Annotated in this window: 22 protein-coding genes; 9 read left to right on the forward strand and 13 right to left on the reverse strand. The window is 61.9% G+C overall.

Going from position 1 to position 23,843, the window contains the following annotated elements; genetic code table 11:
• Positions 1 to 101 precede the first annotated feature (101 nt).
• Together uvrB and NKJ23_RS30270 are read right to left on the reverse strand one after the other, a co-directional pair.
• Positions 102 to 3,344 carry an excinuclease ABC subunit UvrB gene (uvrB, locus tag NKJ23_RS30265; RefSeq protein WP_352684310.1) on the reverse strand — a complete coding sequence of 1,081 codons (3,243 nt, stop codon included), beginning with the start codon at positions 3,342 to 3,344 and terminating at the stop codon, positions 102 to 104.
• Between the two features lie 113 nt (positions 3,345 to 3,457).
• Positions 3,458 to 4,711: a hypothetical protein gene (locus NKJ23_RS30270; RefSeq protein ID WP_352684312.1), complete on the reverse strand. Its 1,254-nt coding sequence runs from the start codon at positions 4,709 to 4,711 to the stop codon at positions 3,458 to 3,460.
• Positions 4,712 to 4,854: 143 nt separating this feature from the next.
• On the opposite strand from NKJ23_RS30270, the gene NKJ23_RS30275 reads away from it, so the two are divergent.
• On the forward strand, positions 4,855 to 5,904 hold the full coding sequence (locus NKJ23_RS30275) for a CapA family protein (protein WP_352684314.1): 1,050 nt from the start codon (positions 4,855 to 4,857) through the stop codon (positions 5,902 to 5,904).
• Positions 5,905 to 6,020: 116 nt separating this feature from the next.
• Here the strand turns inward: NKJ23_RS30275 and NKJ23_RS30280 are convergent, their stop codons facing one another.
• Positions 6,021 to 6,263: a CFI-box-CTERM domain-containing protein gene (locus tag NKJ23_RS30280; RefSeq protein ID WP_352684371.1), complete on the reverse strand. Its 243-nt coding sequence runs from the start codon at positions 6,261 to 6,263 to the stop codon at positions 6,021 to 6,023.
• Here NKJ23_RS30280 and NKJ23_RS30285 point away from each other — a divergent pair.
• Together NKJ23_RS30285 and NKJ23_RS30290 are read left to right on the forward strand one after the other, a co-directional pair.
• Entirely contained in the window at positions 6,232 to 7,113 is an 882-nt protein-coding gene (locus NKJ23_RS30285) for a hypothetical protein (RefSeq protein ID WP_352684373.1), read from the forward strand. The genes NKJ23_RS30280 and NKJ23_RS30285 overlap by 32 nt on opposite strands.
• Before the next feature lie 207 nt (positions 7,114 to 7,320).
• Entirely contained in the window at positions 7,321 to 8,292 is a 972-nt protein-coding gene (locus tag NKJ23_RS30290) for a hypothetical protein (RefSeq protein ID WP_352684316.1), read from the forward strand.
• Between the two features lie 26 nt (positions 8,293 to 8,318).
• On the opposite strand, the gene NKJ23_RS30295 is transcribed toward NKJ23_RS30290, so the two are convergent.
• A complete protein-coding gene (locus NKJ23_RS30295; RefSeq protein ID WP_352684318.1) occupies positions 8,319 to 8,804 on the reverse strand; it encodes a YegJ family protein in 486 nt (161 codons plus the stop codon).
• 119 nt (positions 8,805 to 8,923) lie between these two features.
• On the opposite strand from NKJ23_RS30295, the gene NKJ23_RS30300 reads away from it, so the two are divergent.
• The gene (locus NKJ23_RS30300) at positions 8,924 to 10,546 is read left to right on the forward strand and encodes an FAD-binding oxidoreductase (protein WP_352684320.1); all 1,623 of its coding nucleotides are present in this window, start codon (positions 8,924 to 8,926) and stop codon (positions 10,544 to 10,546) included.
• Positions 10,547 to 10,554: 8 nt separating this feature from the next.
• Here NKJ23_RS30300 and NKJ23_RS30305 read toward each other — a convergent pair whose 3' ends face one another.
• The 3 genes from NKJ23_RS30305 to NKJ23_RS30315 all read right to left on the reverse strand — a co-directional run bounded on the left by NKJ23_RS30305 (position 10,555) and on the right by NKJ23_RS30315 (position 12,802).
• Entirely contained in the window at positions 10,555 to 11,070 is a 516-nt protein-coding gene (locus tag NKJ23_RS30305) for a hypothetical protein (RefSeq protein WP_352684322.1), read from the reverse strand.
• 160 nt (positions 11,071 to 11,230) lie between these two features.
• Positions 11,231 to 12,361 (reverse strand): hypothetical protein, encoded by a 1,131-nt coding sequence (locus NKJ23_RS30310; protein ID WP_352684324.1) that lies wholly within the window; start codon positions 12,359 to 12,361, stop codon positions 11,231 to 11,233.
• 6 nt (positions 12,362 to 12,367) lie between these two features.
• Positions 12,368 to 12,802, reverse strand: coding sequence for a DUF4383 domain-containing protein (locus NKJ23_RS30315; protein WP_023719157.1), 435 nt, complete (start codon positions 12,800 to 12,802; stop codon positions 12,368 to 12,370).
• A 737-nt stretch (positions 12,803 to 13,539) separates the two neighbouring features.
• Between NKJ23_RS30315 and NKJ23_RS30320 the strand changes: the two genes are divergently transcribed.
• Entirely contained in the window at positions 13,540 to 14,478 is a 939-nt protein-coding gene (locus tag NKJ23_RS30320) for a diacylglycerol/lipid kinase family protein (RefSeq protein WP_352567985.1), read from the forward strand.
• Positions 14,479 to 14,607: 129 nt separating this feature from the next.
• Positions 14,608 to 15,030 (forward strand): GNAT family acetyltransferase, encoded by a 423-nt coding sequence (locus NKJ23_RS30325; RefSeq protein ID WP_023719155.1) that lies wholly within the window; start codon positions 14,608 to 14,610, stop codon positions 15,028 to 15,030.
• 101 nt (positions 15,031 to 15,131) lie between these two features.
• On the opposite strand, the gene NKJ23_RS30330 is transcribed toward NKJ23_RS30325, so the two are convergent.
• The 6 genes from NKJ23_RS30330 to NKJ23_RS30355 all read right to left on the reverse strand — a co-directional run bounded on the left by NKJ23_RS30330 (position 15,132) and on the right by NKJ23_RS30355 (position 21,479).
• On the reverse strand, positions 15,132 to 16,343 hold the full coding sequence (locus NKJ23_RS30330; protein ID WP_352684326.1) for a mandelate racemase/muconate lactonizing enzyme family protein: 1,212 nt from the start codon (positions 16,341 to 16,343) through the stop codon (positions 15,132 to 15,134).
• The gene (locus NKJ23_RS30335; protein WP_352684328.1) at positions 16,340 to 17,956 is read right to left on the reverse strand and encodes a GMC family oxidoreductase; all 1,617 of its coding nucleotides are present in this window, start codon (positions 17,954 to 17,956) and stop codon (positions 16,340 to 16,342) included. The genes NKJ23_RS30330 and NKJ23_RS30335 overlap by 4 nt, the downstream gene beginning before the upstream one ends.
• Positions 17,957 to 18,098: 142 nt before the next feature.
• Positions 18,099 to 18,701 (reverse strand): SMI1/KNR4 family protein, encoded by a 603-nt coding sequence (locus NKJ23_RS30340; protein WP_352684329.1) that lies wholly within the window; start codon positions 18,699 to 18,701, stop codon positions 18,099 to 18,101.
• A 332-nt stretch (positions 18,702 to 19,033) separates the two neighbouring features.
• Entirely contained in the window at positions 19,034 to 19,636 is a 603-nt protein-coding gene (locus NKJ23_RS30345) for an SMI1/KNR4 family protein (protein WP_352567980.1), read from the reverse strand.
• A 354-nt stretch (positions 19,637 to 19,990) separates the two neighbouring features.
• Positions 19,991 to 20,560: a GNAT family N-acetyltransferase gene (locus NKJ23_RS30350; protein WP_352684331.1), complete on the reverse strand. Its 570-nt coding sequence runs from the start codon at positions 20,558 to 20,560 to the stop codon at positions 19,991 to 19,993.
• Between the two features lie 127 nt (positions 20,561 to 20,687).
• A complete protein-coding gene (locus tag NKJ23_RS30355; RefSeq protein WP_352684333.1) occupies positions 20,688 to 21,479 on the reverse strand; it encodes an alpha/beta fold hydrolase in 792 nt (263 codons plus the stop codon).
• A 106-nt stretch (positions 21,480 to 21,585) separates the two neighbouring features.
• Here NKJ23_RS30355 and NKJ23_RS30360 point away from each other — a divergent pair, with 106 nt between their 5' ends.
• The 3 genes from NKJ23_RS30360 (at position 21,586) to NKJ23_RS30370 (ending at position 23,745) form a co-directional block, all read left to right on the forward strand.
• Positions 21,586 to 22,512 (forward strand): LysR family transcriptional regulator, encoded by a 927-nt coding sequence (locus tag NKJ23_RS30360; RefSeq protein WP_352639980.1) that lies wholly within the window; start codon positions 21,586 to 21,588, stop codon positions 22,510 to 22,512.
• Positions 22,513 to 22,774: 262 nt separating this feature from the next.
• On the forward strand, positions 22,775 to 23,527 hold the full coding sequence (locus tag NKJ23_RS30365) for an MBL fold metallo-hydrolase (protein WP_352684335.1): 753 nt from the start codon (positions 22,775 to 22,777) through the stop codon (positions 23,525 to 23,527).
• Positions 23,528 to 23,580: 53 nt separating this feature from the next.
• Positions 23,581 to 23,745, forward strand: coding sequence for a hypothetical protein (locus tag NKJ23_RS30370; RefSeq protein ID WP_352684337.1), 165 nt, complete (start codon positions 23,581 to 23,583; stop codon positions 23,743 to 23,745).
• Positions 23,746 to 23,843: the final 98 nt, after the last annotated feature.

Below are 23,843 nucleotides of genomic sequence, written 5' to 3' on the forward strand. Positions count from 1 at the left end.
TCGAAAACTGCTTTCCCGGCCATCAAAAAAGCCCCATTAACTCACCAACCAGGATTTCGCTTCCCCGTGCAAAGCCCTCACAAGGGGAGAAGGGAAGCTCGCTACCGTCCCGGCCGTCCCGTCTTGCCGGGACGGCGCTTTTCGCGGCGGGCGTCGGCGGGGTCTTCGTAGGAGCCGATGCCGGCGCGCTGGCGGGCAACAGGTTTGGCGGAATCGTCGCGTTCCTTCGCGCCCCCCTCTGCCCTGCCGGGCATCTCCCCCACTTGGGGGGAGATCGGCTGCGGCTTCGCCGGCACTCTTCCCTCGACTGGCTTTTCCGTGCGCCGCACCGTCATCTCGTCGAGCGAATTCTTCTTGAACAGCGGTTTGATCGGCTCGCCGGGGATGCCGAAATCGGAGCCGTGCGCCTCTTCTGCCGACTGCTTCTTGAACAGCGAACGCGACACTGCGCCGGCAGGGGTCGGCATGTCGGTGCCGGGTCCCATGGCGTCGAGCGAGGGTTTTGCGAAGAGCGGTTTCTTGACCGGCACGGCACCGTCGGCCCCCATCTCGTCGAGCGCGGGCTTGCGGAAGAGACCCTTGCCGTCGTCGTCGACCGCGCGGTGTATGGCACGGCCCTTGTTGTGCTTGCCCTTTTCGCGGCCCGAGACCGGGCTTTCCATGTCGGCATATTTGGCCAGCGGATCGTCGGAGATGGACAGCTCCATCTCGCGCAGCCGCTTGATCTCGTCGCGGATGCGGGCCGCCTTCTCGAAGTCGAGGTTGGCGGCGGCGTCGCGCATCTGCTTGTCCATCGCGTCGAGATGCGCCTTCAGATTGTTGCCCATCATCGCGCCGGCGCTGTCGGTGAACTGCGAGATATCGGCGCGGACATGATCTTTTTCGTAGACCGAGTCCAGGATGTCCGAAATGCGCGACTTGACCGATTCCGGGGTGATGCCGTTGGCCGCGTTCCACTCCATCTGCTTTTCGCGACGGCGATTGGTCTCGGCCATTGCCCGCTCCATCGAGCCGGTGATCTGGTCGGCATAGAGGATGACCTTGCCGTCGACGTTTCTGGCGGCGCGGCCGATGGTCTGGATCAGCGATGTCTCGGAGCGCAGGAAACCTTCCTTGTCGGCATCGAGAATGGCGACGAAACCGCATTCGGGAATGTCGAGGCCTTCGCGCAACAGGTTGATACCGACGAGCACGTCGAAGGCGCCGAGGCGCAGGTCGCGCAGGATCTCGATACGCTCCAGCGTGTCGATGTCTGAGTGCATGTAGCGCACGCGAATGCCCTGCTCGTGCAGATACTCGGTCAGATCCTCGGCCATGCGTTTGGTCAGCACGGTGACCAGCGTGCGGTAGCCGGCCCTGGTGGTCTCGCGGATTTCGCCCACGACATCGTCGACCTGCGTCTTGGCCGGGCGCACCTCGACCGGCGGATCAATCAGGCCGGTCGGGCGGATGACCTGTTCGGCGAAGACACCGCCGGACTGCTCCATCTCCCAACCGCCGGGCGTTGCCGAAACCGCGACGGAAAGCGGGCGCATGGCGTCCCACTCCTCGAAGCGCAGCGGCCGGTTGTCCATGCAGGACGGCAGGCGGAACCCATACTCGGCCAGCGTCGCCTTACGGCGAAAGTCGCCGCGATACATGCCGCCGATCTGCGGTATGGTGACGTGGCTTTCGTCGACAAAGACCAAAGCGTTGTCGGGGATGTATTCGAACAAGGTCGGCGGCGGATCGCCCGGCTGGCGGCCGGTCAGATAGCGCGAGTAATTCTCGATGCCGGCGCAGGAGCCCGTCGCTTCCAGCATCTCCAGGTCGAAGCGGGCGCGCTGCTCAAGCCGCTGCGCCTCGAGCAACCGACCCGCCCGTTCCAGTTCGACCAGCCGGTGCTTGAGTTCTTCCTTGATCGACTTGATGGCCTGATTGAGGGTCGGACGCGGCGTCACATAGTGCGAATTGGCGTAGATCTTGACGCTCTTCAACTCGCCGGTCTTCTGGCCGGTGAGCGGGTCGAATTCGGTGATCGCCTCGATCTCGTCGCCGAACAGCGAGATGCGCCAGGCGCGGTCCTCGAGGTGAGCCGGGAAGATCTCGATCGTGTCGCCGCGCACCCGGAACGAGCCGCGGACGAAATTGATGTCTTGGCGCTTATATTGCTGGGCGACGAGGTCGGCGAGCAGCGCGCGCTGGTCGAGCCGGTCGCCGATCTGCATCTGGAAGGTCATCGCCGTATAGGTCTCGACCGAGCCGATACCGTAGATGCAGGACACCGAGGCGACGATGATGACGTCGTCGCGCTCGAGCAGCGAGCGCGTCGCCGAATGGCGCATGCGGTCGATCTGCTCGTTGATCGAGGATTCCTTCTCGATGTAGGTGTCGGTCCGGGGCACATAGGCCTCAGGCTGGTAATAGTCGTAGTAGCTGACGAAATACTCGACGGCGTTTTCCGGGAAGAATTTCTTGAACTCGGAATAGAGCTGCGCGGCCAACGTCTTGTTGGGCGCCAGGATCAGAGCGGGGCGCTGCGTCTCCTCGATCACCTTGGCCATGGTGAAGGTCTTGCCCGAGCCCGTGACGCCGAGCAGCACCTGGGTGCGGTCGTTGCTGTTGACGCCCTCGACGAGATCCTTGATCGCCGTCGGCTGGTCGCCGGCGGGCTCGAAATCCGAGACCATCTTGATGGCGATGCCGCCTTCGGATTTTTCCGGCCGGGCAGGGCGGTGCGGCGTCCACAGCACGCCGTCCTTGTGCAACGGATTGCCGGATTCGATCAGCGCCGACAGCGCCGCGACGGTGGCGGTGACGCCGCCCGAAGCCATGGTCTCGGCCTCTTCCAGGGAGACATCGAGGCCGGCGACAGGGTTGAGACCGGCCGCGGTGCGCTCCCGCGCCGAAGCCGCGCCGCCCATCGAGGTGCCGCGTGCAGTACGGCCGGGGGAAGAGGAGCGCTCGGGGATTTTCTTGGCAGACTTGGCGCCTTCCCTCCCCCTCGAGGGGAGGGTGGCGGCGGAGCCGCCGGGTGGGGTCGGTGCGGCAGTACTCGACGTTCCTTTGCGTCCCGCGCTGCCTCCGGCGACCCCCTCTGTCGCCTTCGGCGACATCTCCCCCTCGAGGGGGGAGATTTGGCGCCCTTCCTTCTCGGCTTCCTGCTCGATCTGTTCGGCCCAGTCGGCGATCGAGCCGGTCAGCGGGGCGCCGGTGAACTCGGCCTGCGGCGCCTCGGCAAAGCCGCCCTTGTACAGCGGCTCCGAGGCATCGAGGAAATCGGTCAGCGGCCTGCGCCGCTTGGGCGGCGAAGCGCGCTCGTCATTCGCCGGCGGCGGCGTTTTTTTGTCGGGGAGTCTGGCCATGGCCCGAATATGGGAGGTATCGGCCAAAATGGAAAGAGCGGAGTGGCCGGTGGCGCGAGGCGCAATTTGGCTCCTGACAGAAGGGTGTCAGGAGCACCCTCCACGTTTCCCGCTCAATTAAACCAAAGCGCGAACGTCAGAAACCCGGCGCCGCCGAACTGGCGCTGGATCTGGTTGAACTCCTCGCTGGTGAGAATCTTCCCGCGCTCGAGATAGGGCGCGATGGCCGGGCCGGTGATCGACAGCACCAGGTCGAAGGTTTTTGGCTCATCAAAGAAGCGCTTCATGTTGATGCCTTTGTCGGCGATGCGGAAATGCGGCAGCAAGGTGCGTCCCTCCAGCAGATCCTCGGCCATGGCCAGGGCGGCGAGCCAGGCCTGCACCTGCTGCTCGCCGACTTCGAGGCCTGTCAGCGGGCTGGCGCCTTTTTGCTGCGGGCCGGGCAGCCATTCACGGTCATTGTCGGTTTCGGCTCGGATGGCTTTCCAGTCCTCGCGCGACAGCCGGATCATTTCCATGAGATGGCGGCGCGCCGCTTGCCGGCGCTCCGGCTCGACCACTTGCCAGTTGATGAGATGGACCAGCGAGATGAAATCGGCGATGCGCCATTCGGACGACAACATGCCACCGCTCATGCCGTCGTCCGGCGGAACGAGCGTGTCCTGCAGCGGCAGTTTGGCGCGCGGGAACAGCATATGGAACGAACCGTCGAAGGTGTTGCTGAAGTCATGCGCCAGCCAGAAGTCGGCCTGCGCCATCAAGAATTCGGCATAGCCCTGCAGCCAGTAGCCGTCGGCGCGGTCGAAGCGGAAGGTGAGGGCGGGTGCGACCGCGTCTGGCGCACCGCCGCCGCGTGACAGAGACGCCATGATCGCGGCGGCACTTTCGTCCGGCGCGATCTGGCCGTCCTCGTTGAGATCGATGCCGAGGCGGGTGAGGTCGATGACCATGCCGATGTCGGCGTCGGCGGGTACCGAATCGAGCGAGGCTGCGGATTTCTCCAACCGGTCGCGGAAGGCGACGAGAATGGCGCGGAATTGTTCGTAGGTCAGCGGCTCGGGATTGGCATTGTCCGGCACCGGCAGCCGCATCAGCGGCAGCATGAAGGATTGCGGGCTGTCGAAACCGTGGCGGTGCAGACCGCCGGCCAGGATCTCCAGCGCTGTGAAGAATTCGCCGGCGCCGGCGGCGTAGGCGGCTGCCGGATCGCCTGGCGCGGCGGCTTCCAGAGCGGCAAGAGCGCTGTCGCGTTCGGCTACGATTTTTGCCTCAAACAGGGCCGCCGCTTCGGGAGCCGCGGCGCTGGGTAAAGCCAGCGGCAGGAGAAGAATGATGGCGCACGCCACCAGCCTGGAAAAACGCTTCATCGTGATCGCCCCTTTTGTCGCTCCGCAGTGGATCATACACGCATTTGGTTCGCTGCGCCTGTGGCCCTGTGGTTCACCCACAACAGTCGACGCTTCAATCAATCCGGCGGACGGTCTACACAAGGCAAACGATTGGGCGTCGCGTGTCGAACTATCCGCTTTCCTACAAACTGTCCTGGCTGCCACGCTTCCTCCGGCCTTCGCTCGACGGCGACGCGCGCGGCTTTGCTCCGGCGACCGCAGCCCTGCTCGAACCACTGCCGGCGCGGACGGTGCGGCTGGCTTTCGTCGGCGATATCTCGGCGGTGGCCAATCGCCGCGCGCCGGACTGCGATCCGGCGATTGCGGCACTGCTTGCCTCGGCCGATCTGGTGGTCGGCAATTGCGAAAGCCCGGTGGTGGAGCGGCCGAGCGCTGTTTTGGGCACCAGGCTTGGCACGCACCACGCGATGAGCGAGCGGTTCCTTGCCGAGGCGCTGGCCGCCGCCGGCATTTCGCGTGAAAAACTGGTGCTGTCGCTGGCCAACAACCATGTGCTCGACCAGGGTATTGCCGGCTTCGACGAGACCGTCGCCGCGCTGGAGCAATTAGGCATCCGCACGATCGGCACTGCGGCTCCGGTCGAGCGGTTTGCGGTTGGTTCGCTGACCATAGGCCTTGCCGCCTTTACCTTGTGGCGCAATACCGACGAGGCTCAGTTCGCGGGCCGAGTCTCGATGCAAGCCGATCCGAGGCAATGGCCGCACGCTGCCGCTTCGGGTGTCGACCTCCTCTGCGCGGTGCCGCATTGGGATTGGGAATTCCGGCATTTTCCACGTGCGAAGACGCGGGCAATGGCGCGACTTCTGGCCGAACATGGCGTCGGCCTGATCGCCGGACATCATGCCCATGTCGTGCAGCCGATCGAGCGGATCGGCAAGACGCTCGTTGCCTATGGGCTCGGCGATTTCATCGGCACCGCCTTCGCGCGGCAGCCATGGCCCGGCCGCATCGGCGCCATTCTCGTCGTCGAGATCAGCGACCATCCCGGCACGCGCGGGGCCATCGCCGCCTACCGGCTGCATGCCTTCATGCGGCTGCGCGCCGGCGATCACGAGCGGCTGGTCCCGGTTGAAACGCTGAGGGGCCGGATACTCGGTAAAGTCGAAGACCGGTTGAAGGCGATCTTCGAATGTTCTACCAGCGATGGCTGATCTCTCGATATCAACAACCTAGCCGGCGCGACGAGCGGTACACGATAAGTTCCTTGAGGAACTTTCTTCTCCGACGTCTGGCAGCAATTGAACAAGCGCTTGCAAGTCTGTTAACGCTATAAAACTTTGGATAATAGCAAAAGGGTGGACTTAGTTGTTCTACGAAACGCCGGAAAGCGGATAAGCATTTTTGCGGCTCCGGGACTCAAGACATAGTACGCCTTGATCACGACACGGCCAAATCGGCTGTGGCTCAAAAAGCGATCTCTGAACTGCAAAAAATTTTGTAAAGGCCTCTCCCTATATTTTCCGTCGAGCGCCGTGGCCATGAAGCAAAAGGTGTTTACTGTGTACGCCATCCGATTCAACCCAAACTTGCGCAAGATCACACCTATATTCTATGGATTGGCGGTCTTGGCAATGACTTTCTCGTGCCTTGTCTGGCCACCACAAAGCCATGCTCAGTCCAGCAGCCCATCCTACTTGAATATTTTCGAGGGCAGACAGCGGCAGAGTCCTAGTCCTGTAAGCGGCACCGCCAAAAACGCCGAAGGTTGCGAAGATCCGCAAGCCGAGAACGGATCAGAGATTTGCGCCCAGTGGGCCGCCGTTCACGCTGCGCAACAAAGCGCCAATGCCGCGTGGTGGACCTTGTACGTCAGTGCCGTCGGCCTGTCTCTTCTTGTCCTTACCCTGTTCGCTACCGCCTACGCCGCTTTCGCGGCGCGCGGTGCTGCGCTGGGACTGGTCCAATCCGAGCGGCCGCACGTACGAATGTTCACGACGATTAAGACCAAAGACAAGCTCGGCAGAGTATTGTCGACGCAGGGCGTGACCTTCAAGAATTTCGGGCGCACCCCGGCTCTGATACGGAAGCTCCGCATTTCCTATGTTCTCGCCGAGGATCCTCCAGATCCTGAAAAGGAGAGTGCGTTCGAAAGAATCTATCCCGACGACTCCGTAATCGGACACGGTGAAACATGGCCATATAAGGGATTCATTCCTCAGTTTCAGGGCCGAACAGTTAATGATCTAATCAAAGATCATAAAAAAAACGGTAAAAGGCTCTTCGTTTTTGGCAAGATAGTCTACATCGATTCCTTCGGTAAAGAAAACTATACAAGATTCTGCCGAGAATTTAATGGTCGTAACTTCACCTACAACCGGACCGATGTAGACCATCAAAAAAACCTCAACTACGCTACATAGAGCGGGCTCGCTATCTCCGCAACTTTGCGCCTGCTGGATAAAGATCGGAAAAAGCTTCTGAGCTCACGACAGCCGGCGGATACCCCTTGCGACCGCTACGCGCTGTCGAAACGGCCAGCTGTTCTGGGCGGGTCGCCCGGCTGGCGACTTTCCCACCAAACCGGCTATCATGCCCAGCGCGGGCAGGCTTGTGGCGGCGGGTGGGTGATGGAAACTGCGGATTTCATGCCGAGCGAAGCGGTGATCGCCGGCCTCAGGAAGAACAGCGAGGCCTATGAGGCGCAACGAGCTTCGGCCCATCGCCGGACGCGCTGGCGGGTGCCACTTTTCATCGGGCTGGTGCTGGTGTTCGTGGCGCTTGTGGCCTGGCTCTTCAACGGGGTTGCCGACCCCAACGAGCAGTGGTTCTCGACCCCGCATGTGTTCCTCTATATCGGCGGATTCCTGGCCGCGATCCTGCTCTATTTCCAGGCGATCAAGCCGGCGAGCAAATTGCAGCAGTCGTTCCGCAGCACGCTGTTGCCGATCATCTTCGGCTTCATCGAGGACATGCAGTACCGGCACAACGTCAAGCCGAATTCGTTCGACCGGCTGCCGCGCGAGACGGTTGGTCCGTTCAACCGGCAATCTTTCGATGATGTTTTTTCCGGCCGTTATGAGGGGTTTCCATTCGAGCTTTACGAAGCAGATCTCCGGGAAGGGACGGGCAAGAGCACGACGGCAGTGTTCAAGGGGGTCATCGTCGCGTTCGAGACAATCGTGCCGTTCCCCGGCATATTGGTGGCCGCGCGCCGGACCAACAAGGTCGTCGGCTTCTTCCGCGGCATCTTCGGCAGCAAGATGCAGGAACTATCCAGCGGCGTGCCGGAGCTCGATGCCGCCTACGAGTTCCGCACCGACAATATCGAGGCGGCGCGGCCGCTGGTAACGGGCCGGCTGGCGCAGGCGCTCGAATGGCTTGGCGAAACATGGCCGAAGGAACCGGCACGCGTCGCGCTCAGCGGCAGCGACGGCTTCCTGCTGCTGCCGCAGACGAAGAACTTCTTCGAGCTGCCGGACATCTCTGTGCCGCTCGATTATGTCAAGCATGTTGCGCCGATCATCGCCGACATGGGCACGATCCTGGCGACCGCGGCGCTGGTGCGCAAGATTGGGGCGCAGGACGAGGAGCCGGGGTAGCGGCTAAAGCGCCTCGCGCTCGGACATCAGCAGTCGAAGCCGTAATTGTCGCGGAGATAGTCCGCGTCTTCCTTCGACATCTTCTTGAGCATCACACAGACGGTAAAGCTGCCCACCTGATGGCCGTTCTTGGTGTATCCCCAGTCCGAAATTTCGTCCCGGGTGAATTCGATCTCCTGGCCGGCGACGACGTTGTGCACTGCCTGCGGCTCGTTTGCTAAAATTCCGGCAAATCCGCTCGCCGTTCGGTGAAAGGGAATGATCCAGAAATGTTCCGTCGCGGTTCCGTCTTCGATCCTTACCTTCAATTTGAACCTGGCTGTTCCGGACGGCGGCGCCTCGGACAGGATCAGGAAGTCATCCAGGCTGGCGCGGGCCTGCTCAATCGCCGCCGCCATCTCCGGATCGTCCCTTGCCACACCGAGGACTCCCTTCTCACCGCTTTGGGCGTCGGCTGAGACCGGAGCAAACGCGGGTAGCAGGGCAATCATGGCACGGACGGCAAGCTTCATGGTGCGGCTGCTTTCGACGCTTTCGCCAGAACGACTGTGATCATCATTTGCCGAACGTCTGATTGGCAACTGGTTTTTGTCTCCATCAGGCGCTATTCCTGGGACAGTGGGGTGGGGCTATGATCGAGGAACGCAAGGGGTTTCGCCTGTCGCGGCGGCTGCTGCTGGGTGCGGCGGTGGTCGGCGGCGCGATGCTCTGGGGCGGGACGACCGTGGCGCGGCTGGCGCGCGGTCCGTCGGGGCAGAAGAATTCCGGGCGCATCGCCGACATTGACGGGATCGACCTGGCGCAGAAGCCGCTGGAGGGCCCGCCAGCCTACGATCCGGCGCTGCCATGGCTGACCAAGGGCGGCAACATCAACGATGCCAGCGGCCTGTCGATGACGCCGGTCTACGGCGTCGTCGAAGTCAGCGAGGAAGACCACATTGCAAGCGCGCTCGCCTTTGCCCGCACCAATGGCCTGAAGGTCTCGGTCGCGGCGGTGCGCCATTCGATGGGCGGCCACGCCTTCGACGACAACGCGCTGGTCCTCGACATGCGCAAATTCAACAAGGTCAGTGTCGACCCGACGGCGAAGACGATCACCTTGCAGCCGGGCGCGCGCTGGCACGACATCCAGAACCTTTTGCACCCGCGCTTCGCGGTGAAGGCGATGCAGTCGACCGATATCTTTTCGGTCGGCGGCTCGCTGTCGGTCAACGCGCATGGGATGGACCACCAGGCCGGCTCGGTCGCCGGCTCGATCCGAGCGATGCGGGTGATGCTGGCGGACGGTTCGGTGACGACCTGCTCGCCGGCCGAAAATACCGAGCTGTTCCGCCACGTCGTCGGCGGCTACGGCCTGTTCGGCGTGGTGCTGGAGGCGACACTCGACATCGTAGACAACGCCGTCTACCGGACCTCGCGCGAGATCATCAAATCGGACGATTTCCCGACGTTCTTCGCCGAGGTTCTGGAGCCAAACAGGGCGATCGGTCTGTTTTATGGGCATCTGTCGACTGCGCCGGGCAATTTCTTCGAGGATATGATCGTCTACCGCTATGATAAGGTGGCCGACCAGCCGCCGGCCGACCAGCCGGCAATCGGTGAACCGGGTTCGGTCGGGCTCAAGCGGGTGATCATCAACCTGGCGAAATGGGGCAGCCTGTTCCAGGAGCTGAAATGGTTCACCGAAAAGACGCTGGAGCCGCAATTCGAGAGCTGCACGGTGGCGCGGACGACGGCAATGGCCGAGGGCGAGGCCTGCCTCGTCACGCGCAACAATCCGATGCACGATTCAGTGCCCTATCTGTTCAACGATCTGCTCGATGAGACCGACATCCTGCACGAGTATTTCATCCCGCGGGCGGCCTATAACCCGTTCATCGCGGAAGCGCGCGAGATCCTGCGCAACCAGACCCTGCCGGTGCTCAACGCGTCGGTACGCATCGTCCACAAGGAGGATGTGGCGCTGAATTATGCGCCGGAGCCGGCCTATTCGCTGGTTCTCTACATCAATCAGCCGACAGACGCCGACGGCAATGCCAGGATGCGGGCGCTGACAAGGGCGCTGATCGACGTGACGATCAAGCATGGCGGGCGTTTTTTCCTGCCCTACCAGCTCCACTACACAGGCAAGGAACTGCTTGCCTCCTATCCGGAACTGCCGTCCTTCCTGGCGAAGAAGCTGCAATACGATCCGGGCGAGCTGTTTTCGTCGATTTTTTATCGCGCCGTCAAGGCATTGATCGGCACGGCCTGAAGCGGCGGCTACAGACCGTCAGGCAGCTTCGCCGCCAGCCAGTTCGCCGAACGCCTGGCGATGCCGATCGTTGCCGATGCGGCGCGGCCGAGATCGGTCTTGACCACGGCGTAGCCGGCCTTCGTGCGGTAGAGCAGGGCGCTGCCGCCATCGACCGCCGCTTCATAGGCGACCGGCCGGACGGCTTCCGTTTCCGTCGCCGTGGCCTGCGTTCCGACCGCAGCACTGGGCCGATGGCTCAGTTCCGGTGGCAGCGGGTCTGTCGCTGCGGTGCTGGCCGTCGTCAATTCAGGCTCGGAAGCGGTCGCAGCGAGCTGCGATGACGAAGACGAGCTCTGTGTCCGGCAGATGCCGGAGACCAGCGGATAGTCGAAATTGCGCTCGTGCAGCATCTGGCTTTTCATCGCCGCTTCGCATTCGGCGATGGTCGACCATTTGGCGGGCGTCTCGCCGATATATTCGCAAAGCCTGGCGTCGCAGTCGCAGCCGACGATGGTCATGGCGACAAGGGCGGTCTTGATCACGGTCTTGTCCCTCCGAGTTGCCTGGCACATGTGCGCAAGACAACGTGTCTACGGCATCATCAATCGTTGCGGAACAAGGCGGGATTTGGCCGCGATTGTGGAATGAGCGTGGCGGAGCATCACGCAACGTCTTGCCGAGGCCGGCTGTGACCGAAAGGCCTCAGTAATCGTAGACATGCTCGAGCCTGGCGCCCGCCGTCATCATCGCCGGCAGCACGATGTGCAGCTTGCGCACGGCGACAGTCAGGCCAGTGCGGCGCGTGGAGGGTTCCGCCGGAAGCGGGTAGCTGAACAAGGTGCGTGCACCTTCGGGAACATTGATCTCGTCATTGGAAAGCATGGTGACCATGATCTCGTCATTGCCGCCGATCTCGACGAAGGAGACGCCCTTGTCGATCAGGCGCGGGATCATGTCGGTGAACACCTGATAGCGCCTGGTGACGAAGACCGTGCCGTCGGCGCCGAGATCGCGCTCCAGCAAGGTGTCGGGTTCGTTGCGCGTCACTTCGCCGACCGGACCCTTGGCCCAGACATGAATGTCGAGCAGGGCCGGGTCGGTGGTGGCGGCGAGCGCCGACTTGATCAGATCGGCGTAGCCCTGCTTGATCGTGTCGGCGAGGCCGAAGGCGAGCTTGCGTTCGCCGGTGCGGACGGCGCTGTCGTCCGCTGCCGGCTGGACGGCGAACAGGCCGGCACGCTTTTCGGCATAGGGAAACTGGTACCACGGCATCTGGTCGAGAAAACCGGCGTAGTCGGCCGCCACCTTGGCCTGGTAGATGTCGACCGCGGTGCGCTTGCCGGCTGTCGCTTCGGTGACGCGGCCGATCGTATTTTCATAGGCCCACTGGATGGCGTGCTCGATCGTGTGACTGGTGCCGATGACCACCAGCATCTGGTGGTTGTCGAGGTTGAACTTGTAGGTAGAGCTGGCGCGGATGACCATCGCATAGTCCTGCCAGAGGCGGCCGATATAGGAGAGATAGGGAAAACCGCTCGGCTGGTTCTTGTCGACGAAGCCGGCATATTCGCGGGCGGCGTAGACGATGGCCCATTCCGGATAGGTAAGAAAGGTCGATTCCTCCGGCCGCTGGTAGCCGGGGATCTCGGCACGGATCTTGTCGGCCAGCGCCTTTGGCGGGGCACCCTCGGCGACGCCCGGCAATGGCGTTGTGTCCAGCGACGGCGTCGTGAGAAAGCCGTAGGCCAGCCCGGCGATCGGGATCAACACGACAATGACGACGAGCCAGAGGATCGCCTTGATGATGCGCTTCAGCCAGCGAAACAGGAACATGGCCGGTCAGGCCGTGGCGAAATGGTCGTACACACGTTTCGACAGCCAGAACCCGACGTAGACGGCGAAGCCGCCGATGACGATGTGCGGCAGGTTGGCGAAGAAGCGGGCCGGGAATTCGATGTCGTTCAGGGAGCGGAAGCCGTTGATGAAAATGCCGCCATCGAGGCAGCCGGAACCGGTGACCAGGCCGAGCACGCCGTCGAACAGATAGACCGAGCCGAACAGCTTGAAATAGAACACCGCCTGGCGGTGCGAGATGAAGGCGGCGGCCAGCGCCCAGACGCCGGAGAAGGCGTGCAGCAAATCATCGTACCACTGCAGCGAAAACAGGCCGAACAGATTGCCGCCGGCGTCGTTGAAAGCCGGCACATAGCCGATGGCAACAACGCCGAAGAACAGGAAAGCATAGGCAACAGCAAGCTTCTGGATAAGCGTCATGAAATGTCCCCCTGCCGTCAGCCCCTTTAAACGGCCCCCGACGGCAAATGGATAGTAGCTGATTTTGGCGCAGCGTGAAGCGTCGCCGGCAAAATCGTAAGGCGGGGCCACAAAGACAGTCGGCGCCGGGATTTCTCCCAGCGCCTCCCTGTCAGATCAGGACACGGTCGCGGCAGCAACTCCCGAAAGATGTCGCGCCATGCCGGCCTTGATTTTGACGGTCCTGCCAGTCGCCACCCGAGGGCAGCGTCCGTTCCGGACCACGCCGGTCTCCACTCTTGCGAGCTTTGCCCAGCGCGCCATCGAAGGTTTTTGCCGTCCTTCATGGCAGCATCGGTCCGCCGTCGGCGTTCGCACGCTTTCCGCGGCCCCGTAGGTCTCGGCGTCCATCCCTCCAACAAGCAAGCCTGTTCTCGTTCAGGGCCGTACGGGCCTCAGGAAATCCGCCGTTCCGCTTTGCCTTTCGGCGTGGCGATCGGTAGCCGCCTGAGATGGGTTTTAACGTACGTCGGATAAGCGTTCGGCGGAACTGCCGCATGCCTGTGGATAGCGGGATTATCGGGGACTGACCCTGCCAAAATAGCGACTTTCCGATCTCTGCCGCCGCCGGTCGGGATTTGCCGCCTCGATGCCGAAGCCGCATTGTCGGGTAATCGACCCTTGCCCCGCGGCCCTGCGCGGGCTTCAATGCCGGCAAATGATTGGAAGGCGTGTTCGATGGCCTTGGGGAGGCAGGCTTGAAGGTCGCGGTGGTTCTCAATCCGATCGCCGGCGGCGGCAGGCTCAAGCGGCATTGGCCCGAGGTTGCGGCTTCGCTGAAAAGACATTTCGGTGATTTCGAGCTGCGTGAAACGCAGGCCGAGGGGGATGCCGAACGGCTGGCGCTCGACCTTGCCGCCATCGGCTTCGAGCTGGTGATCGCGGCCGGCGGCGACGGCACCGCCAGCGAAGTCGCCGACGGGCTGCTGAAGGCTTTCCGGGAAAGCGGCCGGACGGCCGAACTTGGGCTGCTGCCGTGCGGCACCGGCATCGACTTCGCCCGCGGGCTCGGCCTGTCGAACAATGTCGATCTGACGCTGAAGCGGATTGCCGAGGCCAAGCCGCGCAAGGTCGATGCCGGCTGCATCAGCTATGTCGACGACCATGGCGCACTGGCCAGCCGCCATTTCATCAACATCGCCAGCCTCGGGCTTTCCGGCGCTACCGACCGTGCCGTTAACGCCGACAAGCGCAAGGGCAAGGTTTCGGCCAAGGCACTGTTCTACTGGCGCACTGTCTGGGAGTTCCTCCGCTATCGGTTCCAGGAGGTTGCGATCACCGTCGACGACGGTGCCCCGGTCGAGGCGCGCATGGCGCTGGTCGCGGTGGCCAACGGCAAATTCTTCGGCGGCGGCATGATGATCGCGCCCGACGCCGAGCTTAACGACGGCGAGTTCGACATCGTCATCCTGCGCGCCGCCGGCAAGCTGAAGCTGATCTGGGACATCCGCCTGCTCTATGGCGGGCGGCACCGCAACCATCCGGCGATCACCATCCTGCGCGGCAAGAAAGTGGTTGTCGAGCCGCTCGGCGATGTGCAAAAGAACGCCGCGCTGATCGACATAGACGGCGAATCGCCGGGTCGCATACCAGCAACTTTCGAGATCCTGCCCGGCGCATTGACGCTGAGATATTGAATCAAGGTGTTGAGACTTTGAATCCGGTCGTTACCGCTTTGATTCCGCAGATACATTCAGCGCTTTGAAATTGCTGATATTCTGCCTGATGTCAGACAACCCCGGTCGGGCCAGTTGGAACGGACATGAATGTTCTCGACCATTGAATACACCGACAGTCATTTTGACGGGGTTGATACGCTTTGGCGGGACGCATTCCCCGATGACAGCCCTTGGAACGCGGCTCATATTTCGATCCCCGAGAAGCTGAGATACCAGCCGAACCTCTTTTTGGTTGTGCTTGAATCTGGCCGGGTCGTCGGTTCGATCATGGCTGGATATGATGGCCACCGGGGCTGGATTTCCCGGATCGCCGTCCTGCAATCCCATCGCCACAAGGGGATCGGAGAGGCCCTCATCCAGGAAGCCGAAAAACGGCTCGCCGCCCTTGGCTGCGTAAAGATCAACCTCCAAGTTGTCGCTTCCAACTCAGCGGTCCTCGGGTTCTACCGCAAGTGCGGGTATGAGGTCGAGCAGCGCGTGAGCATGAGCAAACTGCTCTCCAAGGCCTGAGCTGGCACGGACGGTGACGGCAAAGCCGTTGTGGATCAGCTTGGCGGCGAGCTGGCCGCCGAGATGGCCAAGACCGACGAAGGCATAGCTCTGACGCGCGCTCACGGTATCAGCGGCGTCTGCATCATCTGCAAATGCAGGTCCTTGCCGGTCCAGGGATGCGCCTCGCAGACGGCTTCGTCGAGCTCGACGCCGAGGCCCGGCTCCTTCGACGGGATGACGTTGCCGTCCTGCCATTCGATTTTCTTCTTCAGCAGCTTTTCGTGGAAGCCGTTCCACTGCTTCAGCGATTCCAGAATGAGGAAGTTGGGCAGCGTTACCGCGAGCTGGATGTTGGCGGCGCCGACGATCGGCCCGCAATAGCAGTGCGGCGCGACCTGGATGTGGTAGGCTTCGGCCATGGCGGCGATCTTCTTGGTTTCGAGAATGCCGCCGGAGCGGCCGAGGTCGGGCTGAAGAATGGTCGCCGCACGGTTCTCGATGACGCGGGCAAATTCGAACTTGGTGGTCAGTCTTTCCCCTGTCGCGATGGGGATCGAAGTGCCGCGCGCCACTTGAGCCATGACCTCGGGCATGTCGGGCGGCACCGGCTCCTCGAACCACAGCGGATCATAGGGCTCGATGGCGCGGGCCAGGCGCAGCGCGCCAGATGCGGTGAACTGGCCGTGCGTACCGAACAGGATGTCGGCTCTTGTGCCGACCGCCTCGCGGATCGCCTTGACCATGCGGGCGGAGAGGTCGATGTCGACGAGGCGCGGCTGGTGGCCGTCGAAGGCGGTGTAGGGGCCGGCCGGGTCGAGCTTGACCGCATTGAAACCCTGCTCGACATATTCCAGCGCGCAGGCAGCAGCCAGGTCGGGATCGTTGTAGACGTTCTTGCCGCGCGCGTCCTCGGAGTGGACGCTGCCGCTGTGCGGGTAGAGGTAGGTATAGGAACGCAGCGTTTCGTGTACCTGGCCGCCAAGCAGCTTGTAGACCGGCTTGCCGGCCTCTTTGCCGATAATGTCCCAGCAGGCGATTTCGAGCGCCGAGAAACAGCCCATGCCGGAGACGTCGGGGCGCTGGGTGAAGCCGGACGAATAGGCGCGGCGGAAGAAGTTTTCGACGTCGTGCGGATCGCGGCCGACGAGATAGCGCTCTGCCATGTCCTCGACCATTTTTGCGGTGACATGGGCCGAGAAGGTGGCGTTGTAGGCCTCGCCATAGCCGACGACGCCGCCATCGGTGGTGAGCTTGACGAAGATGAAATACTTGCCGCCGATGCCGGGCGGCGGATTGCCGACCACCCAGGTCTTGACGTCGGTGATTTTCATTTTTGATCCTCCAATACCAGTTCGGCGCCCTTCCATCCGGTCATGATCGCGGCGGCGTTGGTGTTGCCGGTTATGTTGTCGGGAAAAATCGAGGCATCGATGACGCGCAAGGCCTGGATGCCGTGCACCTTGAGGCGCGGATCGACGACGGCGTGCGCCGCGTCCGGCCCCATGCGGCAGGTCGAGACCGGGTGGTAGACGGTGCCCGAGCGCTTCCTGAAATCCTGAATGAGATCCGCATCGGAGGTGATCGAGGGACCAGGCAAAACCTCCTCCTCGATGATCTCCGCCATCGCCGGCATCGAGGCGATCTTCCGGACGAATTTCACCGCCGCCAGCATTTCAGCGACGTCCGCCTCGGTCGAAAAGGCATTGGCGACGATTTTGGGATAATCGCGCGGATTGGCGGAACGGATCATGATTTCGCCGCGGCTCGACGGACGGCAATTGGACAGCCCGATGGAAAAGCCCGGCCATGGATCGGGCGTCAGGATCGGGCGTTCGCCGCTCTTCGGAATGACGGTTGAAAACGCCTGGAAATAGAGCTGCATGTTGGGCCGTGCCGTGGCCGGATCGGTGCGGAAGAAGCCGCCGGCATTGTTCATCGACAGCGACAGCGGGCCTGAGCGCAAAAACACGTATTGCATGCCGACCAGCAGCTTGCCCCACCACGGGCGCAGGATCTGGTTGAGCGTCGGCAGCCTGCCCTTGAACGTGTAGTTGATGCCGACATGGTCCTGCAGGTTTGCCCCGACATTCTCGTTGGCGTGAACGACGGGAATGCCGAGCGCGCCAAGAAGCGCCGACGGGCCGACACCGGAGAGCTGGAGAAGTTGGGGCGAATTGACCGAGCCGCCCGACAGGATGACCTCGCGGCCGGCGCGGGCGGTTTTCGTCGCGCCATTCTGGAGATATTCGATGCCGACGGCGCGTTTGCCCTCGAACAGGATCTTTGTCGCCAGCGCGTTGATCTCGACGCGGACATTTTTGCGCTTCATCGCCGGGCGCAGGAAGGCGCGCGCCGCCGACATGCGGCGGCCGTTCCTGGTGGTGATCTGGTAGATGCCGACGCCTTCCTGCGAGGCGCCGTTGAAATCCGGGTTGAGCGGCAGGCCGGCCTGGTTGGCGGCGGCGAGATAGCGCTTGGTGAGCGGATGGACGGAGGTCGAGCAGTCGGTGACATGCAGCGGCCCGCCGACGCCGCGCCATTGGTCGGCGCCGGCCTGGTTATCCTCCAGCGCCTTGAAGGCGGGCAGCAGGTCATCGAAGCCCCAGCCGGGATTGCCGGCCGCTGCCCAAGCGTCGAAATCCTCGCGCGCGCCCCTGATCCAGACCATGGCGTTGATCGAGCTCGAGCCGCCGAGCAGCTTGCCGCGCGGCCAGTGGTCGGCATTGCCGGCCAGGCCGGGATCCGGCTCGGCCTTGTAGTTCCAGTTGACCGCCGGGTCGAAGAAGGTCTTGCCGTAGCCGAGCGGCATCTGCACGTAGAAGCGACGGTCGCTGCCGCCGGCCTCGAGCACCAGCACCGAGAAGCGGCCGGAAGCCGACAATCTTTCGGCCAGGACCGAGCCGGCCGAACCGGAGCCGACGATGATGAAATCATAGGTCTGCATGGTGGATACGGCTGGCTCCGGAATTCGGCTCTAACCTAGGCTTGGGCGCGACGCAGCGTCGCCGGGTCTTCCGGCATCCGTTGTGAAAAAAGCGACCGGGGATATTCAGTCTGAATGTCAACCTGTCGCCTGCTGCCCGAGTTCAGTCGCGTTCGCGCCCATCCGGGTCGAACAGGGCCGCCGCCTCATTGGCTTCTTCCAGCAGGAAGGTGAACACGCTTGAGTAGGACTTGGTCGAACCGGACAGAGGATCATCACTCTCCCAGCGAAAGACCCCCCCGTCCGGATTCATGCCAATTAAATCGTCATTGTCCCCTAGCGCACCAATAAAGAGAACATCGTCTGGTGCATTGCCTGATCGTCTCTTTATATTTGGTTCCAGTATGGAGAAGGGTTGTTGACCCGCCTCCACTAAATTTGTGCGTGACCAGCTACGTCGCAGCCCATAGACGCTTATATAATTCGCAAACAGACCTATCCCGTTGTGGAGCATGAGAAAGCAACGGAAATTATCTGGGAGTCGACGCGAAATTTCAGACTCCATCTGCCCAATTCCGATGGCGTCAAGTGGTGCGTACAGCTGATGCAAATACGCTTGAGGCGCTCGATGTGGGGTATGGCCAATCCACTCGGTTCCATCCGGATAGGTCTTGTATCCGAGGCGTTTCCATTTATCGACCAAGGTTCGGAGCTCTCGGTAGGCACGAGCGTCTTCTTCGCTTGACCATTCTTCCTGCTTAGGCATTTCCTTAATATCCTTAATAGGCTCCATTTACCCAGTTCGACGGGTCCGTAGGGTCTAACCTGTCGAACGCATCCATCGCGTCGAAAACTTTACCAAGTGGCTCTAGCGACCGGCCGGAAGCCGACAATCTTTCGGCCAGGACCGAGCCGGCCGAACCGGAGCCAACGATGATGAAATCATAGGTCTGCATGGTGGCTGCGGCTGGCTCCGGAATTCGGCTCTAACCTAGGCTTGGGCGCGACGCAGCGTCGCCGGGTCTTCCGGCATCCGATGTGAAAAAAGCGACCGGGGATATTCAGTTTGAATGTCAGCCTGACGCCTGCTGCCCGAGTTCAGTCGCGTCTGCGCCCATCCGGGTCGAACAAGGCCGCAACCTCATTGCCTTCTTCCAGCAGGAAGGTGAACACGCTTGAGTAGGAGTTGATCGAACCGAACAGAGGATCATCACTCTCCCAGCGAAAGACCCTCCCGTCCGGATTCATGCCAATTAAATTTCTATTTTTTCCGAGCGAACCAATAAAAAGAACTTCGTCTGGTGCATTGCTTGGTCGTCTCTGCACATTCGGTTCCAGTATGGAGAAGGGTTGTTGACCTGCCTCCACTAAATTTGTGCGTGACCAGCTACGTCGCAGCCCATAGACGTTTATATAATTCGCAAACAGACCTATCCCGTTGTGGAGCATGAGAAAGCAACGGAAATTATCTGGGAGTCGACGCGAAATTTCAGACTCCATCTGCCCAATTCCGATGGCGTCAAGTGGTGCGTACAGCTGATGCAAATACGCTTGAGGCGCTCGATGTGGGGTATGGCCAATCCACTCGGTTCCATCCGGATAGGTCTTCTGCCCGAGGCGTTTCCATTTATCGACTAGGGTTCGGAGCTCTCTGTATGCACGAGCGTCTTCATTGCTTGACCATTCTTCCTGCGAACGCATTGTCCCTAATAGCTCCATTTACCCACTTTTGACGGGTTCTAGGGTCTACCTTGTCAACCTGATCTATCACATCGAAAACAACGGGCGAACATCACAGAGTTGGTAATCACGCCCGACGGTGACTTTCGCGCCTACAACCTAAGGTCGCCAGCCAGTTCGTTCGGCCGGAGACGTGAGACTTGCCAAGCTGCGATCCGCTGCGGAAGTCTAGTCTTGCTGTTGCAATGTCGGTGAGCCTCGCTACGGCTTTGATTAATCTGTTTGCGTTCAGTAATGTTCGCCGGTGACAGCGAAGCGGGCGCAATAGCGGCTGGATGGCAACTTTCCACCCATAGCCGAAACTTCAAGCTGCGATCACAGACGAAGATCGGCAATCTTGAAATCATAGCGCATGATCGGGCGGGCCGGCGTTCTGCGAGCGACGACCCTGAACCCGGCGCGCGCGAAGGTGGAGGCATATCCGCTGCCGGAAGCACTCGTCGATACGTCGGCCTCGAAAGGATAGGCTTCGAGTGCCGGAGCATTTGCGCGCCTTGCGACTTCCAGTGCTTCCGCAATCAGCTGGAATGTTACGCCCCGCCTGCGGTATCGTTTTCGCACGTAGAGGCAGGACAGGGACCAGACCGGCCTGTCGTCCACGCGCTTGAGCTGCCATAGCCGATCGAGCCAGGGCAGGGCATCTCGCGGCGTCACCCGGCACCAGCCGACAGCCGTATCGCCGTCGAGAGCGAGCAAACCTGGAGGCGGACCATGCTGGACGGCCTGCCGGAACGCGGCCTTGTTTTCCTCGCCGGGTCTCTTTCGGTAAGAACGACCGATCCGTCCGTACATACACCAACAGCGACTGCAGACGGCGCTGTCACCGAACAGGTCCTCGAGCGCCGGCCACAGATCGGGCGTTAATGGGCGAAAGCCAAGTTCCATGTCAGCCGTCATCCGCTATTGATGTTGCCCAGTCTAGCCTGCACTGCGCGCTAGCGCATCATAGGTTGCGGTCCATGCGGGGATGTTCAAACCGGGGTTTCACTCAGCGTCCCTGCCGTGCTCCATCTCAGCGCAGAAAACCAAGCACGGCCTCCATGAACTCGGTGGGGTACTCGACATTCGACAAGTGGACCGCGGGCAGGACAACCAGTTTCGCGCCGGGCACCGTCGCCGCGATCAACTCGCTATGGCTGGCGGCTGTCACAGTGTCGTGCTGGCCGGCGATCACCAGCGTTGGCCTGGAAATCAGGCCTATGGTTCGGCGAAGGTCCGCATCGCGAACCGCCGCGAACAAGCCAGCCAAGCCTTGCCGGTCGATCGCCAGCACCATGGCGCGAAATTCTTCGATGACGGGCTCGCCGGCCGCCAGCATTTTTGCAGGGAACCAGTTGCCCAGGAACATCTCGGCGGTTTCGGACATGTCCGGCGCCTGCAGCACGGCGGCAATCCGCTCGTCAAACTGCTTTGCCGGTCCGAGATAGGATGAGGTGTTGCTCAGGATCAATCGCTCGATCCGCTCGGGTGCGTGGATGCCGAGCCACTGCCCGACGAAGCCGCCCAACGACAGACCGAGGAAGTGTACGCGTTCAATGTCCAGGGCATCGAGCAACTCGATCACGTCGCGGCCCAGCCGGTCGAGCGAATAAGCGCCGGCCGGAACGCTCGACCCTCCGTGGCCGCGAAAATCATAGCGCAGAACACGGAAATGGTTCGACAGCTCGCCGACCTGCATGTCCCACATCCGCAGCGTCGTGGCGATGGAATTCGACAGCATCAGCACGGGCTTCCCGGCGTCGCCGTCGATGCGGTAGGCGATGCGTGTGCCATCGCCGACGGTCACGAAATCCAGCTCATTCATGGTGAATACACCTTCCTTCTTGGAGCGTTGAATGTGGCAAAGCCTAGCTGCGGCGCGCTTTTGAGGATATTACAAAGATAGGACTATCTCTGTAATAGAAGCTGACATGGCCGAATTCACCCTGCACGACCTGCAATGCTTCGATGCCGTGGTCCGCTGCGGCGGCTTTCAGCCTGCGGCGGCCATGCTGCATCGCTCGCACCCGGCGGTGTTCGCAGCCGTTGCAAAGCTGGAGCGGCAACTCGACCTCGTTCTCCTGGATCGCAGCGGCTATCGCGTGCGCCCCACCGAGGCAGGGCTGTCGTTCCATCGCAGGGCACAATCGCTGCTGCGCGAGCTCGAGGGCTTGCGGCTTCATGCTGCTCAGCTGTCAATGGGCGAAGAAAGCGAGATCCATGTGGTGATCGGCGACCTGTGCCCGCGCCCGCAGGCACTGGGCATGCTCGGACGGTTCTTCGCCCAGTGTCCGGGCACACGCCTGCACCTGCATTTCGAGGCTGTGGGCGGCCCGTGGGAGCGCCTCTTCGATGACGAAGCCGATTTGATCCTGCACTGGATCGACAAGAGCGATCCGCGGGTGGAATGGATCGATCTGTGCAAGGTGCCCTTCGTCCCAGTAGTGGCGTCGGGCTTTCTGCCGGAGCGTATCAAGCACCCCATCACGCCGGATCAGATGCACGCGTTCACCCAATGTGTCATGCGCGACACGGCCCGCCATTCACCGCAACAAGACTACTTCATGATCGAGGGTGCGCCGCAATGCATGGTGGCCGATCAGGGGATGAAGAAGGAAATCATCCTGCAGGGCCTCGGATGGGGCCACATGCCCCGCTTCCTGATCGAGGAAGAGCTGCGCGACGGACGCCTGCAATCCGTTGCCGGCCGTCATCTGCCAGGCCGTACCGAGGAGTTGGTGGTGGCGCGCCGCCGCGACCGGCCGCACGGGCCGATCTCGAACCGTCTGTGGGATCATATCGAGCAAGAGGCGCCGACGTTGCGCCGAGCGCTCGAACCCCGGCAACCTGTCCAGTAGGCGAAGCCAGGGCTCGGCGAGGCCGTTCAGCGGACGGCCGAACCAGCAGCCTTACCCGCTTAAGTCGATTGCTGCATAAGCTGCAGCAGTGAACTGCATCCCATCGCTATTCCCGCTGTTTATGAGGCGGATTATTGATGTCGCAAGGAGTTGGCCATGACCCGCGCCGACCGCCGCCGAAGGGTTGTCCGAGCGGTCGGCATCCGCCCCGGCAGCGACGACGTCTGGGACTAGCTTCATCTGCAATTCGAAGGACAAGACCATGAATATCGACCGTCGAACGTTCGGCATCGGCACCTTTAGTGCCGGCGCCCTGCTACTTTCCCCGATCAGCCTCTTTGGGAGCAACGCTGCGGCTATCGCCGCCCGGTCTCCGGCTTCGCTTGCGAGCGCCCACAGGTTCACGCTCGGCGACCTCGAGATCACAGCACTGAGCGACGGCTACCTCAATCTCGGCCTCGAACTCTTCCCTTCCGCAGATACGGCTGCCGCCGAAGCGCTGCTGGCAAAGGCATTCCTGCCAAAACCACTCCCGACCTCGGTCAATGCTTACCTTGTCACCAAAGGTGACAGACGGGTGCTGATCGATACCGGCACGGCATCGGCGATGGGGCCTATGTTGGGACATATACCTGAGGCGCTCGCCGCCGCCGGCATCAGGCCGGAAGAAATCGACACGGTAATCATCACCCACCTCCATCCCGACCATGCCAACGGCCTTGTCGGTATTGGAGGCAAGGCCGCCTTCCCGGCAGCGGAGGTCGTGGTTGCCGCGCCGGAATTCGCTTTCTGGCACGATGACGGGATCCGGTCCAAGGCGCCCGACCAGATGAAACCGTACTTCGAAATAGCGCGCAAATCGCTGGTACCTTACCATGGCAAGGTCCGGAAGATCGAAGGCGAAGTCGAGATCGCGCCTGGGATCAGGGCGTTGCCTGCGCCTGGACACACGCCGGGCATCTCGCGCTTCGAATTGGCTCTGGTGACGCCAACCTGCTGCTCTTCACTGACGTAATCCACGCCTCCGCGCTGCAATTTGCGCATCCGGAATGGGCAATCGCCTTCGACGTGGACCAGGAGGCCGCAATCGCCACACGCAAGAAGGTGCTCGACATGGTGTCGGCGGATGGCCTGCTCGTCGCAGGCATGCACCTGCCCTTTCCAGGCATCGGTCATGTTATTCGCGAGGGCAACGCCTACGCCTACGTCCCGACGCCCTGGCCCGCTTTGTGAAGCACGCCTATTGGTAAGCTTTCTTACCTCGGCCATGGAATGCAATCCTGCTGGTGCGCTCGTCTAGCTCCGCACAGCATCTTTTCAACACTGTCGAC

The sequence above is a fragment of the Mesorhizobium sp. M0184 genome (assembly GCF_040322215.1).
In the GTDB taxonomy this organism is placed as follows: domain Bacteria; phylum Pseudomonadota; class Alphaproteobacteria; order Rhizobiales; family Rhizobiaceae; genus Mesorhizobium.

Excerpts from the sequence above, each read along its gene's own strand:
- NKJ23_RS30360 (WP_352639980.1), top strand. The coding sequence starts at position 21,586 with ATGGCCGAATTCACCCTGCACGACCTGCAATGCTTCGATGCCGTGGTC.
- NKJ23_RS30290 (WP_352684316.1), top strand. The coding sequence starts at position 7,321 with ATGGAAACTGCGGATTTCATGCCGAGCGAAGCGGTGATCGCCGGCCTC.
- NKJ23_RS30315 (WP_023719157.1), bottom strand. The coding sequence starts at position 12,802 with ATGACGCTTATCCAGAAGCTTGCTGTTGCCTATGCTTTCCTGTTCTTC.
- NKJ23_RS30365 (WP_352684335.1), top strand. The coding sequence starts at position 22,775 with ATGAATATCGACCGTCGAACGTTCGGCATCGGCACCTTTAGTGCCGGC.
- NKJ23_RS30285 (WP_352684373.1), top strand. The coding sequence starts at position 6,232 with ATGAAGCAAAAGGTGTTTACTGTGTACGCCATCCGATTCAACCCAAAC.
- NKJ23_RS30330 (WP_352684326.1), bottom strand. The coding sequence starts at position 16,343 with ATGAAAATCACCGACGTCAAGACCTGGGTGGTCGGCAATCCGCCGCCC.
- NKJ23_RS30325 (WP_023719155.1), top strand. The coding sequence starts at position 14,608 with ATGTTCTCGACCATTGAATACACCGACAGTCATTTTGACGGGGTTGAT.
- NKJ23_RS30300 (WP_352684320.1), top strand. The coding sequence starts at position 8,924 with ATGATCGAGGAACGCAAGGGGTTTCGCCTGTCGCGGCGGCTGCTGCTG.
- NKJ23_RS30335 (WP_352684328.1), bottom strand. The coding sequence starts at position 17,956 with ATGCAGACCTATGATTTCATCATCGTCGGCTCCGGTTCGGCCGGCTCG.
- NKJ23_RS30340 (WP_352684329.1), bottom strand. The coding sequence starts at position 18,701 with ATGCCTAAGCAGGAAGAATGGTCAAGCGAAGAAGACGCTCGTGCCTAC.
- NKJ23_RS30355 (WP_352684333.1), bottom strand. The coding sequence starts at position 21,479 with ATGAATGAGCTGGATTTCGTGACCGTCGGCGATGGCACACGCATCGCC.
- NKJ23_RS30270 (WP_352684312.1), bottom strand. The coding sequence starts at position 4,711 with ATGAAGCGTTTTTCCAGGCTGGTGGCGTGCGCCATCATTCTTCTCCTG.
- NKJ23_RS30345 (WP_352567980.1), bottom strand. The coding sequence starts at position 19,636 with ATGCGTTCGCAGGAAGAATGGTCAAGCAATGAAGACGCTCGTGCATAC.
- NKJ23_RS30280 (WP_352684371.1), bottom strand. The coding sequence starts at position 6,263 with ATGGCGTACACAGTAAACACCTTTTGCTTCATGGCCACGGCGCTCGAC.
- NKJ23_RS30350 (WP_352684331.1), bottom strand. The coding sequence starts at position 20,560 with ATGGAACTTGGCTTTCGCCCATTAACGCCCGATCTGTGGCCGGCGCTC.
- NKJ23_RS30310 (WP_352684324.1), bottom strand. The coding sequence starts at position 12,361 with ATGTTCCTGTTTCGCTGGCTGAAGCGCATCATCAAGGCGATCCTCTGG.
- NKJ23_RS30295 (WP_352684318.1), bottom strand. The coding sequence starts at position 8,804 with ATGAAGCTTGCCGTCCGTGCCATGATTGCCCTGCTACCCGCGTTTGCT.
- uvrB (WP_352684310.1), bottom strand. The coding sequence starts at position 3,344 with ATGGCCAGACTCCCCGACAAAAAAACGCCGCCGCCGGCGAATGACGAG.